This is a genomic window from Alloalcanivorax sp. C16-1 (assembly GCF_046507805.1).
In the GTDB taxonomy this organism is placed as follows: domain Bacteria; phylum Pseudomonadota; class Gammaproteobacteria; order Pseudomonadales; family Alcanivoracaceae; genus Alloalcanivorax.
The window spans coordinates 282,625-298,468 of record NZ_JBKFTK010000003.1; the positions used below are offsets into that span (position 1 = coordinate 282,625).

The window sequence follows — 15,844 nt, forward strand, 5'->3', positions numbered from 1 at the left end:
CGGTTTTCCACAATTCTTCTGATTAGTCGCTTGCGCTCGGCCCGGGTGGCCGCACTCACCGGCCCACCGTGAAGAGCACCTACAGGCAAGACTACATGGATGTGATAATTCGAAAGAATCCTGATAAACGCCAAATTCTATCGAGAAACTGCCATTCTCCGCTGACTACCGCCCGGGGTCGGACCGCACTACTACCGCCCGGGGTCGGACCGCACTAACTTATTGACAGTTAAGGGAAAGGCGCTGTTTCCCCGCCGTATAGAAGGCCTAAGCCGCGGTTTTCCCTGCCCAAAAGCTCGACTAACAATAAAAAAGGGAAAAGGGCTTAACGCCCTTTTCCCCTACTAAAAACCCCACTCTAACCGCAAAAACGCTCTCCTGAGACCACCGTAACTTATTTAAATCAAACAGTTACGGCGGTCCGACCCCGAAGGGCAGGGACCCCGAAGGGTCAGGGTTCGTAGCGCCATTCGCCGTCTTCGCCGGCGACGGGCTGGAAGCCGCGGCTGGCGGTTTGCGGGTGGAAGTCCTCGAACGGGTTGAACACCAGGCCCTGCGTATTAACGCTTTGCGGGTGCGTCAGGTCGGCCACGTACTGGGAGTCCTCCACCACCTTGCCGCCCAGGGTGCGGTCGTTGAGGTAGACCCGCGCCTTGCCGTTGGTGGTGTCGACCATTTCGTAGACCCGGTCGCTGTCCGCATTGTTGGTGACGCGCACGTTCACCTGGCCGGCGCGGATGGAGCCCGGCGCGGTGGCGTTGTTGACCAGATTGCGGCCTTCCAGGGTCACGGTGGCGCCGCCCAGTCCGGTGGTGGTGTGGATGCGATCCACCGCCAGGGTCTGGCCGGCGCGGTAGTGCACCGGGCCGCCGCTGTGGGTTTCCGCGCCGGTGACCATGGTGACGTCGCCGTTGCCACTGACGCTGACGCCGTCGGTGCCGGTGATGCGGCCACGCTGGGTCAGGTCGCCGCCGGCGGTCAGGTCCACGCGGCGGCCGTTCAGGTCGCCGTCCAGATCCAGGTCGCCGCCGGTGGTCAGCCCCAGGCCGCCCTGGCCGGTAAGGCCGGTGACGGTGAGCGGGCCGGTGTTGCGGTTGTTGATATAGACACCGCCGCTGCCGCCGGTGGCGCCCAGGGTTTGCACGTCCACGTCCAGCGGGTCGCTGGCGCGGGCGATGCCGGTGGCGGCGGTCAGTTCCAGCAGAGCGGCCACGATGTTGTTGGCTTCCGCGTTGCCGTCCAGGATGGCGCCGGCCACCGCGGACAGCATCACCGCATTGCCGGGGGCCAGGGCCTGCACTTCGTTGACGGTCAGGTTGCCGGTCAGCGTGCGTACGCGAATGTCACCGTTGTTGATGGTGGCGTCCAGACCGGCCAGGCCGTCCTGCTCTTCCACGTTGATGATCCCGGTGTCCGCCTCCGCCCGCAGCCGTTCCGCGCGGGTGGCGATGGCCACCGTGTCGGTGCCGATGCCGTCACGGCCGCTCAGCGACACCTCGGCGCCGCTGACGCGGGTGGAGGTGTCGTTGTCGTCCAGCAGGGCACCGTCCTTGGCCACCAGGGCCACGTCACCATCGGCATGGATATCACCCAGGGTGGCATCGCCGCCTTCCACCAGCACGCCGACGCGGCCGTCGCCGGTGCGAGCCTGGCGAATGAACACCGGGCCCTGCTGCCGCAGGATGATGTCGCCGGCGTCGCTGAGCGCGTCGATGCGCTCGGCCCGCAGGGTCAGCAGGTCGTCCAGGTTCTCGCTTTGCGGCAGGCCGCCGATGCCCTGGCCGGCGCGCAGCGCCACGTAACGGCCGTCGATCTCGCCGGCGCCGTCGGTGGCGATGGCGCCGGTGGCGGTCAGCGACACGTCGTGGGCGTCGGCGTCGACCCGGCCAATGCCCAGGTTACCGTCGGTGCCCACGGTGATGTCGCCGTCGGCGGTGTCGGCCAGATCCAGACGCAGGTCGCCCTGGTTGTCCAGGTCGATGGCGCCGGTGCCGGTCACCGCCAGGGTGGCACTGTCCAACTCGCCGCGCAGGTCGATGCCGTCCACCGCGGTGGCGTTCAGGTCGGCGGCGCGCAGTTCACCGTTTTCGCCGGTGGACAGGCGGCCGGCACTGTCCAGCACCACGTCGCCGTTCACCGCCAGAGAGTCGATGGTCAGGTCGCCGCCGGCGCGCAGGTGGGCGTCGCCGTCCGCCAGGCTGCTGTCTTTCACGGTCAGCCCGTTGCTGTCCAGATCCCGCAGGTGCAGATCACCGCTGCCGGTGATGGTGGCGTAGAGGTTGGTCACGCGGGTTTTCAGGCCGCTGAGCGAGGAGCCGATGCTCTTGGCCGCGGACAGGAACAGGTTGTCGCCGTGAATGTGCTCGGCGATGGCCGGGTCCGCCTGAATGCCGCCCTTCTGGCTGGTCACGGACACGTCGTCGCCGGCACGCAGGGTGGACAGGGCCACGTCGTCACCGGCGTCCAGGGTCAGGTCGGCGCCGCTGTTCATGGCGCTGGTGGCGTCCATGGAGAGCTTGCCACCGGCGCTGGCGTCCAGGTCGGCGCCGGCGCTCAGACCGGCGTTGTGGGCCAGGGTCAGATCGCCGTCGGTGGCGGTGATGCGGGCGTTGCCGTCCACCGCGTTCAGGCTGGCGTTATCGAAGTCCACATCGGTGCCGGCGGTAACGGTCACGTCCCGGTCGCCTTTCAGGGCGCTGCCGTTGTTGACCAGCACGGCGCCGTCATCGCTGCCCAGGGTGAGCGAGTCGCTGGCGGTGACGCGGGTGCCGTCGGTGACGGTCAGGTCGCCGCCCACGGTCAGGCTCAGGTCCGCCGGGTCGGCGTCCGGGGCGTCGCCGCTGGTCAGGGTGGCAGCGGTCAGGGTACCCAGACCACCGGCTGAGCCGGTGAGCTTGCCGCCGGCGGTGACGCCGGCGCGGGTCACGGCCAGGTCGCCGTCGGTGGCCGCCAGATCCAGGGTGCCTTCGGCCTGGACCGTGGCGTCGCTGACGGTCAGGTCATGGCCCGCGCCCAGGTCCAGATCGCCGCCGGCCCGGGCCTCGGTGCCGGTGGTAAAGGCCAGGTCGTTGCCGGCATCGGCGAAGAGATCGGCGCCGGCGTACAGGGTGCTGCCCTGCCGCACGGTGAGGTTACCGTCGCTGGCGGTGAGGCTCAGGTCACCGTCGGTGGCGCGTACCAGGGAGGCGTCCACGGTCAGGTCGCCCTTGGCCTTGAGGTCCAGATCGGTCGCGGCGGTGGCCTGGCTGTTGGCCACAGCCAGGTCCGCGCCTTGCGCCTCCAGGGACAGATCGCCGCCCGCCTGGGCGGTGGCCTGATCCAGGGTCACGTTCTGGCCGGCGGTGCCGGTCAGGTCGTTGCCGGCGGTCAGCGCGCCGCCGCTGGTGACGCTCAGGTCGCCGTCGGTGGCGGTGACGGTCAGGTCGCCCTCCCCGGCTTCCACGGACGAGCCGTTGTTGATGCGCACGTCGCTGCCCGCGGTGAGGGTGGCGTCGGTGGCCGCCTGCGCCCGGCTGCCGTTGGTGAGGACGATGCTGCCTTCCTCGCTGCCCAGCACCAGGTCGCCGGCGGCGGTGGCACGGCTGCCGTCGGTGAAGGTCAGGTCGCCGCTGCCCGCGTTCAGGGTTAGGTCGACACTACCGGCTTCCAACGGCGCGAACGCGAAGGGCATCAGCGGCGCCGGCTGGCCGCTGGCCAGGGTGGCGCTGGTCAGGGTGATGGCACCACCGGCGTCGCCATCCAGGAAGCCCCCGGCGGTGACCGTGGAGCGGCTCACCGACAGGTTGCCCGTGGCGGCGGTCAGGGAGGCGTCGCCATCGGCGCGGGCCTGGGCGTCTTGCACACTGATGTGGCGGCCGGCATCCAGGTCCAGATCGCCGCCGGCGGTGGCCGTGGCGCCGGTGCTGAACGCCACGTCGGTGCCGGCGTTACCGGTGAGGTCGTTGCCTGCGGTCAGGCTGGAGGACTGGCTCGCGGTCAGGTCACCGTCGGTGGCGTTGATATCCAGGTCGCCGTCACCGGCTTCCAGCCGCGAGCCTTCCGCCAGGCTGACGCTGGACCCGGCGGCCACGGTGGCGTCAGTGACGGCGGTGGCGCGGCTGCCGTTGGTGAGGCTGACGTTGCCTTCGTCGCTGTCCATCACCAGCGCCCCGGCGGACGCCACGGTGCTGCCCTGGGACAGGGCGATGTCACCGCTGCCCGCGTTCAGGGTCAGGTCCACATTGGTGTCGGGCTGCGGCGCGAACGGCACCACGGCCAGGTAGCCGCTGTTCAGGGTGGCGGCGGTCAGCAGGATGCCCTGGCCGGCGTCGCCGTCCAGGAAGCCGCCGGCGGTGACCGTGGAGCGGGTCACCGACAGATTGCCGTCGGTGGCGGTCAGGGCGGCGTCGCCGTCGGCGCGCACCTGGCTGTCTTCCACGGTGAGGTGACGGCCGGCGTCCAGATCCAGGTCGCCGCCGGCGGTGGCCTGGGTGCCGGTGGTGAACACCAGATCCGTGCCGGCGTCGCCGGTGAGGTCGTTGCCGGCGGTCAGACGGGAGGACTGGCTGACGCTCAGGTTGCCGTCGGTGGCGGTGAGGTCCAGGTCGCCGTCGGTGGCGGTGAGCGCGGAACCGGCGGACAGCACCAGGTTCGCCCCGGCGGTCACGGTGGTGTCACCCCGGGCGGTGGCCTGGCTGGTGACCAGGGTCACGCTGCCGGTGTCGGCGGTGAGACTCAGGTTCTGGCCCAGGGATTCCGCGGTGGCGTTATTCAGAGACAGATCGGTGCCGGCGCGCAGGGCCACGTCGCCGGTACCGGCGGCGCGACTGCTCTGGCTGAGGTTGAGAGTGCCGTTGGTGGCGGTGGCATTGAACGTGCCGCCGTTGGCGATCAGCGTGGAGCCCGCGGACAGTTGCAGGTCCTGGCCGGCGCTGGCGTCCAGCTTACCACCGGCGGTGGCGTCGCTGTCGGTCATGCGCAGGGAGCCCTGGCGCGCGGTCAGCGCCAGGTCCAGGCCGGCGTTGGCGAAGGCGTTGGTCAGCAGCATCTGCCCTTCGGCGGTGAGCGTCAGCTCGCCGCCAGCGGTGGCACCGCTGTTCTGGGTGAATTCCAGGTCCCCGCCGTCGGCGGTGGCACTCAGATCACCCTGGGTGGCGGTCAGCGCGGCGCCGCCGGACAGGCGCACGTGGTCGCCGGCGGTCAGGGTCAGGTCCTGTTCGGCGGTGGCGCGCCCGGTGTTCAGGGTCACGTTGGTGCCGGCGCTCAGGTCCAGATCAGCGCCGGACAGGATCTGACCGTTGTCGACCACCAGCAGCTCACCGTTCTCGGCGCCCACCTGGGTGTCGCCGGTGCCGGTAATGGTGCTGCCCTGGGTCAGGCGCACGTTGCCGCCGGCGTCCAGGTCCAGGGTGCCGTCAGCGGGTTCCGCGTCCGGGTCGGTGGAGTCGCCGGCACTGATCAGGCCGCTGATCAGCACGGCGTCACCGCCGGCCTGGCCGTCGAAGGCACCGCCGGCCAGCATCTGGCTGTTGTTGAGGCTGATGTCGCCGTTGGTGGCGGTCACCTTCATGTCGCCGTCGGTTTCGGTGTTCAGCTGCGATTGAGTGAGGCGCACGCTGCCGCCGGCGCTGACGGTTTGCGCGCCTTCGGTGCCCGCGCGGCTGTTGGTGAGCAGCACGTCGCCGTCTTCGGCGGTGACGCTCATGTCGCCGCCGGACTGGGCGGTGGCGTTGATCAGCGCCACCTGGTTGCCCGCCTTCAGGCCCAGGGTGGTGGTGGCGGAGGCGCTGCTGCCGCTATTGAACTCCAGGTTGCCCTCGGTGGCGGTGGCTTTCAGGGCCCCGTTGGTGGCGGTGAGGGTGGACAGGCTGGACACGGTGATGTTGTCGCCGGCGCTGACGGTGACGTCCTCGGCGCCGGTGGCCTGGCTGTGAACCAGGGTCACGTTGCCGTTTTCACCGGTCAGGGTCAGGTCGCCGCCGGCCTCGGCGCTGGCGTTATTGAGCGACACCGTGGTGCCGCCTTTCAGCGTCAGGTCGCCGTCGGCCTGGGCGCGGCTGTTCTGCACCAGGCTGACACCGCCTTCGGTGGCGGTGGCGGACAGGTCGCCGCCGCTGGTCAGTTGCACGCCGTTGATGGCGCTGATGTCCCCGGTGGAGGCGGTCAGCGCCAGGTCGCCGTCGGCATCCAGATTGGCGTTGATCAGCTGGCCCTTGCCGCTGCTCAGGCGGGTGTCGCCTTCGCCGGTCTGGGTCACCGCTTCGTTCACGGTGAGGGCGCCGTCGGCCACGGTCAGATGCAGGTCGCCGTTGGCGTCCAGGCCGGTGAGACCGGGCAGGCCCAGGTTCGGGGTGACGCCGCCCACGGTGAGGTCGCGGTTCTGGTTGAACAGGTAGAGGCCGCCGTCACCGGCGTCCGCTTCCAGGGCGCCGGTTTCGATCAGCAGCGCCTGGTCGGCGGTGCCGATGCCGTTGCCGGCACGCAGGGCCAGCTGGTCGGCGTACAGTTCCGGGGTCTGGTCGGCGTCGTTGAGGGCGTCGATGGCGCCGTCGGCCACCAGGGTGATGTTGCCGCCCTCGCCGTTGGTGCGCACTTCGCCCAGATGCAAATCACCGGCGTCGCTGGTGAGGGTGATGTTGCCGGTGGTGGTGGTGACCTTCTCCACGTCCAGGTCGTCCTGGTCGTGGATATTGATCTCGCCCTTGGCGTCGGCGGTGACCACGTCCACGGCGGTGTCCAGGCCACGCTGGGTGACGCTGCCGGTGGCGCCGATGGCGCCGCCGGCGGTCAGCTCCAGACGCTTGCCGGCGATCAGGGTGCTGTTGTCCTGGTCGTCGTCGATGCGGCCGTCCGCGTTCAGGCGGATGGTGGCGCTGTCGCCACCGGCCGCCAGTTCGTGGACGGTCAGGTTGCCACCGGCGGTGACGTCGATGTCGCCGTTCAGGGTTTCCAGGGCGATCAGCGCGAGGTCGTCGCGCTCGCGCAGCAGCACGTCGCCGTCGCTGGTGCCGCTGTCGACCACGCGGTCCACCTGGGTGTCCAGTTCCACCTGGCCGTCGGCGCCGAAGTGCAGGTCGCCGCCGGTGACGTTCAGGGTGTCGCCATTGTCGTCAATGATGGCGCCGCCCTCGGCCACCAGATAGGTGTCGCTGTCGGCGGTCACATCGGTGTCGATGATCTGCGTCTTCAGGCGCAGGTCGCCCCGGTTGGCGAGCCCCATGTCGCCGGAGGCGGTCATGCCGCTCAGGCCGTCCACGGTGCCCAGCACCAGTTCGTCGCCGCCGTTGTCGTTGATCACGAAGGCGTCGCCGTCGCCGGCGTCGATGGCGATTTCATCGGTGTCGGTGTACAGCGAGTCCTCTCGGCCGGCGACGCCCTGCTCGGCGCGCACGGCGATGGCCGGCGCGTGCAGCATGCCCACGTCCGCGACCCAGTCGCCGTCCACCCAAGTGCCGCCGATGCCGCGTACCGCGCCCTCGGCCTGCAGGGAGATCAGCGTCGGGCTGACCACGTCCCCCACCACGCTGATATCGCCCGCCACGTTTTCGGCGCGGATCTCGCCCACGGAGTTGATGTCGCCGAGGCCCAGATTACCGGTGGAGTCCAGGTACACGCCGGTGTTCAGCGCGCGGCCACTGCTGGTGCCCATGTCCAGGCGATTGGCCTCGATGCCCAGCGGCTTGGCGGCGGACATGTCGATGTCGCTGGCCTGGTCGTAGGCGGCGATGGACTGCTGACGCAGCGCCTGGCTGGCGTCGCGGGCGGCGGTGGCCTTGAACACGGAGTGGTCCGCCATGTCGCGGGACACCCGGGTGGTGTCGCGCAGCCGGGTCCAGGTATCCACGTTGGTGACCGCGTCGCCGAAGTAGCTCTTGGCCACGTCCAGGTCGTTGAGCGCGTTATTGACCTCGTCCGCCAGGGGCGAGACCACGTTGCGGTCGTATTCGTCCACCGCGATCTGCGCGATCGACAGGGCCAGGCTCAGGCCCTGGAAGGCGGCGTCGGAGCCGCCGTCACCGCTGAACGGAATGGCCTGGGCCGCGCCGGCGGCCAGGGACACGGCATCCACCGCCGCCTGGGCCACGGAGACCACCCGATTGAGATTATCCAGGGCGGTGCCGGCGGCGCTCAGCTGGCTGGCGAGACGGTCCGCGGTGCGCTGGGCGCTGGTCAGGTTCTGCTGGGCAATGTTCTTGTTGACGATCGCCGAGTTGAGCGCGGCGAGGTAGGCCTCCAGTTGCTGCTGCAGGATCTGCAGCTGCAGGATCTTGGCGTTCAGTTCCGCCACCCGGCCGGCGTAGTCGGCGATGGCGGTGTCGCGGGCGATTTCCGCGTCACGCTGGCTGGGGGTGTTGCCGATCAGGGTGACGTGGTCGCCACGCACGTTCTGGTCGGCGCCGTTGCCGTCCAGGATCACACCGTCACGGGCGATCACATAGACGTCGCCGGTGCCGCCGGTGTCCAGCATGCCCAGGGTCACATTGCGGTCCGCGTCCAGGGTGATGTCGCCGCCCTCGGTGACCAGGTTGCCGGTGATGATGTTGCCGTTGTAGCCCTCGTTGGTGCCGTCGGCGCGGGCGGTCAGGGTGATGCTGCCACCACCGGGCAGGCGGATGGTGTCGTCCTGATTCAGGAACACGATGTTGCCGTTGGTGGCGGTGAGCACCAGCTTGCCGCCGTCCATCACCAGGATGCCGCCGTTGTTGTCGAGCACGGTGATCGAGGCGGCCACGATGGTGACACCACCGGCGCCCTTGCCCACCAGGCTGTCCGCGTCCACTTCCACGGCGCCGGGGCTGGCGGCGTTGACGTCGCCGTTGCCGCCGCTCACCGACATCTGGTCCACGTCCAGTACCAGCGGGCCGGTGTTGCCGACGCCCTGCTGGGCGCGCAGGTCCACCTTGCGGGCCACCACGTTGGCGTCGCTGGACCCGTCCGGGCGGGCGTCGTTGATGGCGCCGCCGCTGGTCAGGGTGACGTTGCCACCGGACGAGGTCACGGTGCCCAGGTTCATGGTGCCGACGGTGTCGATGTTCACGTCACCGCCGGCGGCGCGGGCGCGGATCAGGCTCAACGGACCGCTGTCGCGGTTGCGCAGATAGATGCCGCCGTTGCGGGCGTCGACCACCAGTTCGTCGACGCGGATTTCCAGGGCGTCCACGGTACCGTCGGCGGCGCCCACCTGCAGGGCGTCCAGGGTCAGATCGTTGGCGACGATGTTGTCAGCGTCGCCGTTGCCGTCGCTGACACGGCCGGTGGCGTTGAAGGTGACGCTGCCGCCACTGGACAGCCGGCCCAGCACGGTGTTGCCGGCCTGGGTGAAGTCGATGTCGCCAACCGCTTCCGCGTCGAGCATGCTCAGCGCGCCCACGTTGGTGACGTAAACGTCGCCCTCGGACAGCATGGACAGCTTGCCGGTGATGGCGGTGGACAGCGCGCGCGCTTCGCTGCCGATGCGGGCCGCGTCCAGTTCCACGTTCTTGCCGGTAATGGCGGTGTTGTCGCCATCGCCGTTCAGCTCACCGGTGGCGGTGAGACGGATCAGGCCGTCCGCGGACACCTGACCCAGGTTCAGGTCACCTTGATGGCTCACGGTCACGCCACGACCGGCGCCGCCGGCGGCGGCGTTCAGCGCCAGCGGGCCTTCGCCCTGGTTGTCCAGGTCGATGTCGCCGTCGCGGGTGGTGGCATCGATGCGGTTGGCGTCGGTGGTCAGGTCGATGTCGTCGCCGGCGGCCAGTGCCAGGCCGTCGGCGGCCAGCACGCCGCCGCCGTCGCCGATGCGGCCACTGGCGCTCAGGTCCACCTGATGGCCGCTCAGATCGGCGCCTTCCACGATCAGGTTGCCGGCACCGTTGTTGAAGGTCAGGTCCAGCCCTTCGCCACCGCCGCGCTGCACCGACAGGTGTTCGTTGGCGCGGTTGAAGCTGACGCCGCCGTCGTCGTCGGTGACCGATACATTGCCACCCAGGGTGGTCGCATCCAGGCTCGACAGCAGGCCGGTGTTGGCCACATAGGTGCCGGCCAGGCTGGTGCCGGTGGTGGTGGTCAGGCGGTCCACTTCGGTGGTGAGCGCCTGGGCCGCGGTGCCGATGGCGCCGTCGGCGTCCAGGGTCAGGTGATTGGCGCGCACGTTGAGCGGCACGCCGTCGTTACCACGAATATTGCCGCCCTGGCTGATCACCGAGGCGTCGCCATCCTGTACGTTCACCAGGCCCAGCACCACGTCGCCCACGGTGGCTTCCAGCTCCACCCTGGCGTTCTCGCCCTGGGCATGGATGGTGTTGACGTTGAGACCGTTGTTCTCGGTCAGGAAAACGCCGTTGCCGCCGGAGCCGGCGCTCAGCGAGTTGCTCTGGGTTTTCAGGGCGCTGCCGCTCTGACCGATGCGGTCCGCGGCTTGCAGAAAGACGAAGCGCCCGGTGAGCATGGCGCTGTCGCCGCCGTTATAGAGACCGCCGCCGCGGGACAGCATGATCAGTTGGTCGGTGGCGGACACGGTGTCGCTGATGACGATATTGTCGTCGGCGCCGATCACCACGTCGTGGCTGCCGGTGGCGCCGTTGCTCAGGGTGATGCTGCCGTCGGCGTTGCTGATGCCGGTGGACGAGGCGGGCAGACCGGCCTGGATGATGCGCTCGCCGGCGCTGATCTTGCCGAGCACCAGTTCACCGTCCTGGTCGTCCACGTAGATGCCGCCGTCCTGGGTGGACGCGGAGAGTACGTCCACGGCGGTGGTGACCGCCTGGCCGGCGTTGCCGATGGCGCCGTCCGCTTTCAGATTGGTGGCCCAGGCTTCCACGTTGATCTCGCCGTTGTCGCTGCCGCGCAGGTCGCCTTTCTCGGCGGTGATCAGGGCACGCAGGCCGGCGTCCACACTGTTGTCGCCGGTGCTGACCCGCTCCAGGGTCAGGTCGCCGGCGGTGTCGGTGATCACCACATGGCCTTTTTGCGCTTCGGCGCGCAGGGTGTCCGCGTCAATGCGCAGGGCGTTGTTCTCGGCGCCGATGGTGGCGCCGTCCACGGTGGTGGCCAGGGTCACGCGGTTGCCGCTGGCGGCGGTGTCCAGGTTGCCGTTACCGACGATGTTGCCGGCGGCGGTGACGCTCAGATCACCCTCCACGTTGACGCCGGACAGGGTCACGCCGCCGTCGCCGTGGGTGAAGCTGAGGTCGGTTTTCACCGTATCGCGGCTGGCGCTCAGGCTCTGGCCGTTGAACTGAACGGTGATGTCGTCCTGCACCGGGCCGCCGCCGATGGGATCGACGCCGTCCTGCTTGAAGCTCACCTCGGCGCTGTCGCCGGTGGTGATGCTCAGGCTGTCCAGCTGATTGGCTTCGCTGACGCGGATGGCGCCGCTCTCGCTGCTCACCGCCAGGTCGTCCACGTCGGTGTGCACGGCGCTGGTGGCGCCGATGCCGGTGCCCGCTTTCAGGGTGGCGGAACCACCACTGATGGAGCCGCCGTTGGAGACGATGGCGTTGGTGGCCTCCAGGGTGGTGTCGCCGGCGGCGATGGTGCCGGATTGTTCCAGGTCGTCACCGGCCATGGTCAGTTCGGTGGCGGCGGTGATTTCGCCCTGGTTGACCACCGACGACATGACGGCGCTGGTTTCGCTGCCGGAAAGCAGCACATGGCCGGCTTCGATCTTGCCGTCCGGGCCGTTCTTGACCGAGCCGGTGGCGCCGGTCAGGTCCGCGTCGGTCACCGAGAAGGTGACCAGGCCGTTGCCGGTCAGGTCGATGTCGTAGGAGCCGTCGTTGGCCAGGGTCACGCGGCCCACGTTGGCGATGATGTGGCCGGTGTTTTCCACGTTGGGGGCGATCAGGTAGACGAAGCCGCCGTTGCCCACCTCGATCTTGCCCTGGTTGGTGATGGCGGCGTTGTTCATCAGCTCGCCGCTGAAGTTGAGCTTGCCGTCCATGAAGTCCTGATCGGCGATGTCGAAGGTGGTGGCCAGCAGGCCGGCCACGTCGATCTCGGCGCTGGCGCCGAATACGATGCCGTTGGGGTTGATCAGGAAGATGTTGCCGTTGGCGGTCAGCGCGCCGCGGATCTGGGACACGGTGTCGCCGGTGACCCGGTTGAGGGTCACGTCGGTGCTGGCCTGGTGGATGAATTTGACCAACTCACCGGGATCGATGCTGAAGTCGTTCCAGTTGATCACCGCCTTGCTGGACAGCTGGTTGATGATGGTTTCCATGCCATCCGGCGTGATCGAGGCGTTACCCTGCACCACCTGACCGCCGCTGGGGCCGGCGTGGACCGCGCCGCTGAAGCCGAACACTGAAACCGAAACGGCGACCGCCACTGAAGCATTGCGTTTTTTATTTCGTGCCATGATTCGTTACCCGTAAAAGTGGTGGCGCTCAGAAGCGGTAGCGTGCTTGAGCGTAGAAATAACTGTTGTCGCCGGTTTCGGTGCCCAACGGCAGCCCCCAATCCAGGCGCACCTCAATGGGGTCCCAGGGCCGGGCCAGCAGGCCCAGGCTGACGCCGGAGATATCCTGCTCATCGTCCTGGTCGTAGAACGGTTCCTTGATGTACAGACGGCCGTGGCTGAGCTGGCCGATCAACTGGTAGCGGGAATCGTCGGCGAACAGGTCGTAGCGCGCCTCCAGGGAAGCGGTAACGCCGCTGTCGCCGGAATAGATCGACGGCGGATGACCTTTCACGGAATTGACGCCACCGATGGCCCACTGCTCGCTGGACACCAGCGGGTCGAAGGCGTACTGGCCGTACAGGCGCGGGATCAGCAGGGTGCGGGCGTTAAGGCGCTGGATGCGGGCCAGGTCCAGGGTGATCTTGGTGAAGTCGTTGTCGGCGCCGGCGAAGGCGCGGCTGGACAGGGAGGAGTTGTCGTCCATGCCGCCCAGGCTTTCGCCCAGGCCGTGGTGCAGGTCCACCGACACCAGGCTGCGCCCGGACAGGTCGGTGCGGTCCAGGGCCACGCCCACCCGCAGCTTGCGGATGCGGTCCTCGGCGATGCGCACGCCGAGCATGTCCTGATCCAGGTCGGTGCCTTCCAGCCAGGCGCTGTAGGTCAGCACGCTGCGCGCGGACAGGATCTGGTCCTGCAGCACGCCCACGCCCAGCCCGGTGCTGTCGCCTTCCACTTCCAGCACCTCGAAGTCGCGGCCCACGTTGACGTTACCGGTGGAGCCGTACACCTGAACGCTGGTGCCGCGGGCGTTCACCGGGGTGACGTAATCCGCGTAGGCGAACCAGGCATCGCCGTCGCCGATGGACTGCATGCCGATCAGGTTGGCGTTGTCGCCCCGGCCGGTCAGGTTCTGCAGGGTGATGGACGGCACCACCCGGTAGCGACCGGTGTCCTTGCTGCCGTAGTTGTTGAATTCCAGCGCGCCGGTCACACGGGGCTGTTCCTCGACCTTGATGACCAGGTCGGTGTAACCCTGGCGGGCGCCGGGCTTGAGGGCGGCGGCGGCCTCGATGCCGGACTGACGGTTGAGGCGGGTCAGGGCCCGTTCCACCCGGTCAAGCCGCACCGGTTCGTCACGGTGCACATCGGCGGCGGCCAGGGCGTCCAGGATGCGCTGGGAGGCGTAGCGCTGATTGCCTTCGATGCGGATCTCACCCAGCTGGCCTTCCAGCACCACCAGTTTCACCGGCGTGCCGTCGGCGAAAGTCTGCTGCGGCACCACCACCTTGACCAGCGGGAAGCCGGCGTCGTGGTAGAACGCCTCCACCCTGGCGGCCAGGCCCTGGATGTCCTTGAGCGTCATGGGTTTGCCGATTTCCGAGGCGATCAACCCGGACAGGTCGGAGGCGGTGTAGGTGTAGTTGCCCTGGAAGGTAACCCCGTTGACCACCACCTGGGGCGGCGTGCTTTGCGCCCGCGCCGGGCCGATATGGAAGGCCAGCGCCAGGGCCAGAAGTGCGATACGCAAGAAACCGGATTGACTGCTCATTGTTGCATCCCGAAAAACCCGTCGATAAAAGGATCGAGATGGAGAGCAAGGTGCGGACGCACCCCGGGTGGCGGTTAAGGTCCCCTCCCCCCGTATTTTTTTGCTATCCCCGGCCGGAGTTCATCGCTCCGATCGTTGTTCTCACCCCCTGGCCCGAAGGCCGACTGCAAACTCTTTCATTCAAGGAACGAGTTCACAATTCGGGCAATCTATTTCACGGAAATACAACGGTCAACGTGCATTTCTTTACAATGGTTAACCTTTTACAAAGCCCTTTGATCACTAAATTTTCGCACCCTTAGCGCACTCTAAGCCTAAAAGATTAGTTCGGATAACAGGTCCCACGGGGCAGGATTCCCGGGCGTTCGCCACGGGGGTGCGCTGTTTCATGACCAGGGCGGGGAGAAAATAAAGATGAAACAACATCGGGGTGTCCGGCGGCGACGCGGCCGCTCGGAAACGAGAGAACGGGCTCAGCCGTTGGCATTAGAAAAATATTTGTAGATAAGCGCGAAGAAATCCCAGATGGCGGACGTTTTCGATGTTTAGCCTCGCCGTGGCGCCGGCTCCTCGGCCAGTTCGTGCACCCAGACCAAAGTGCCCGCGATCACCGCCACCGGCATGATCACCAGGTTGACCAGAGGCAGCATGGTCAGGCCCAGAATCACCGAACCGAAGGTCAGCACCAGCCAGCGTTTGGTCTTCAAACGTTCCAGCATCACCGTGAACGGCACCTGGCGGTTGTCGGCGGCGTAGTCGATGTATTGCATCCCCAGCAGCCAGCCGGACCACAGGAACCACACCGCCGAGGCCAGCACGTTGACCACCGGAATGAAGTAGATCACCAGCACCACCAGCAGGATCAGCACCGCCCGCCACAGCCAGTACCAGGTCTTGCGCAGTTCCCGCTTGAACACCCGCACGGTCATGGCGGCGATGGATTCCTCCGGCATCGGCCGGCCCGTCATGCGTACATCCACTTTTTCCGCCAGGAAACCCATGAACGGGGCGGCGAGAAGCTGTACGCCCAGGGTGAAGACGCTGGCCATCAGGCCCAGCAGCAGGATCCACACCAGCACCACCGCCGCGCCGACCAGAAAGTCCAGCGCCCCATTCAGGAAACTGAGCCCGCCATCGAACGACCAGCCCGCGGTGGCGGCACCGATCCAGCCGGCGATCCACTGGCCGGACAGATAGTAGAGGCCGCCGAACACCAGCACATTGAAGATCATCGGCACGATCACGTAACCGCGCAGCCCGGGGCTGCGGGCCAGGGTCAGGGCTTGCTTGAGATAGTCCAGCGCACGGGTGATCTGGGACACGGCGACCTCGCTGTTGGCTTGGGCGGATTGGGCGGATTCGCGCCGATTCTAGCATCGCCTCGGGTCGAGACCAGTGCCCGACGGCCGGCCCCGCCGAGTGACGGGGCCGCGAGGGGAACCGGTCAGACGTAGACGTCCAGTTCCACCGGGATGTTGCCACGGGTGGCGTTGGAGTACGGGCACACCTCGTGGGCCTTGTCCACCAGGGCCTTGGCATCATCCTCGTCCAGGCCGGGCAGCGTCACCGCCAGGGTCACCGCCAGACCGAAGCCCTGCCCGTCCGGGCCGATGGCCACCTTGGCATTGATATGGGTCTCGTCGGACAGTTTCACCTTGGCCTGGCCGGCCACCAGCTTCAGGGCGCTGAGAAAGCAGGCGGAATAGCCGGCGGCGAACAGCTGCTCGGGATTGGTGCCCTCGCCGCCCGGGCCACCCAGGGCCTTGGGCATGGCCAGCTGCAGATCCAGTTGCTTGTCGCTGCTGGTGACCCGGCCGTCGCGGCCACCGGTGACGCGGGCTTCCGCCTGATACAGGGTTTTTTCGATGGTCATGGTTCTCTCCTTGTTTGCGATGGAAAGTTTGCGATGGAAATATTGCGCTATTTTATCGTGC

General features: G+C 67.8%; 4 protein-coding genes. All 4 read right to left on the reverse strand.

Annotated features, from left to right (window positions below):
• Nucleotides 1-451 precede the first annotated feature (451 nt).
• On the reverse strand, nt 452-12,319 hold the full coding sequence (locus ACLD0W_RS11940) for a filamentous hemagglutinin N-terminal domain-containing protein (RefSeq protein ID WP_410307706.1): 11,868 nt from the start codon (nt 12,317-12,319) through the stop codon (nt 452-454).
• Between the two features lie 28 nt (nt 12,320-12,347).
• Entirely contained in the window at nt 12,348-13,910 is a 1,563-nt protein-coding gene (locus ACLD0W_RS11945; RefSeq protein ID WP_410307707.1) for a ShlB/FhaC/HecB family hemolysin secretion/activation protein, read from the reverse strand.
• A gap of 545 nt (nt 13,911-14,455) precedes the next feature.
• Nucleotides 14,456-15,232 (reverse strand): sulfate transporter CysZ, encoded by a 777-nt coding sequence (gene cysZ / locus ACLD0W_RS11950; protein WP_410307708.1) that lies wholly within the window; start codon nt 15,230-15,232, stop codon nt 14,456-14,458.
• 122 nt (nt 15,233-15,354) lie between these two features.
• Nucleotides 15,355-15,783, reverse strand: coding sequence for an organic hydroperoxide resistance protein (locus tag ACLD0W_RS11955; protein WP_410307709.1), 429 nt, complete (start codon nt 15,781-15,783; stop codon nt 15,355-15,357).
• Nucleotides 15,784-15,844: the final 61 nt, after the last annotated feature.

Bases quoted from the DNA above. Each gene is read 5' to 3' on its own strand.
- ACLD0W_RS11940 (WP_410307706.1), bottom strand. From the start codon at position 12,319: ATGGCACGAAATAAAAAACGCAATGCTTCAGTGGCGGTCGCCGTTTCG.
- ACLD0W_RS11945 (WP_410307707.1), bottom strand. From the start codon at position 13,910: ATGAGCAGTCAATCCGGTTTCTTGCGTATCGCACTTCTGGCCCTGGCG.
- ACLD0W_RS11955 (WP_410307709.1), bottom strand. From the start codon at position 15,783: ATGACCATCGAAAAAACCCTGTATCAGGCGGAAGCCCGCGTCACCGGT.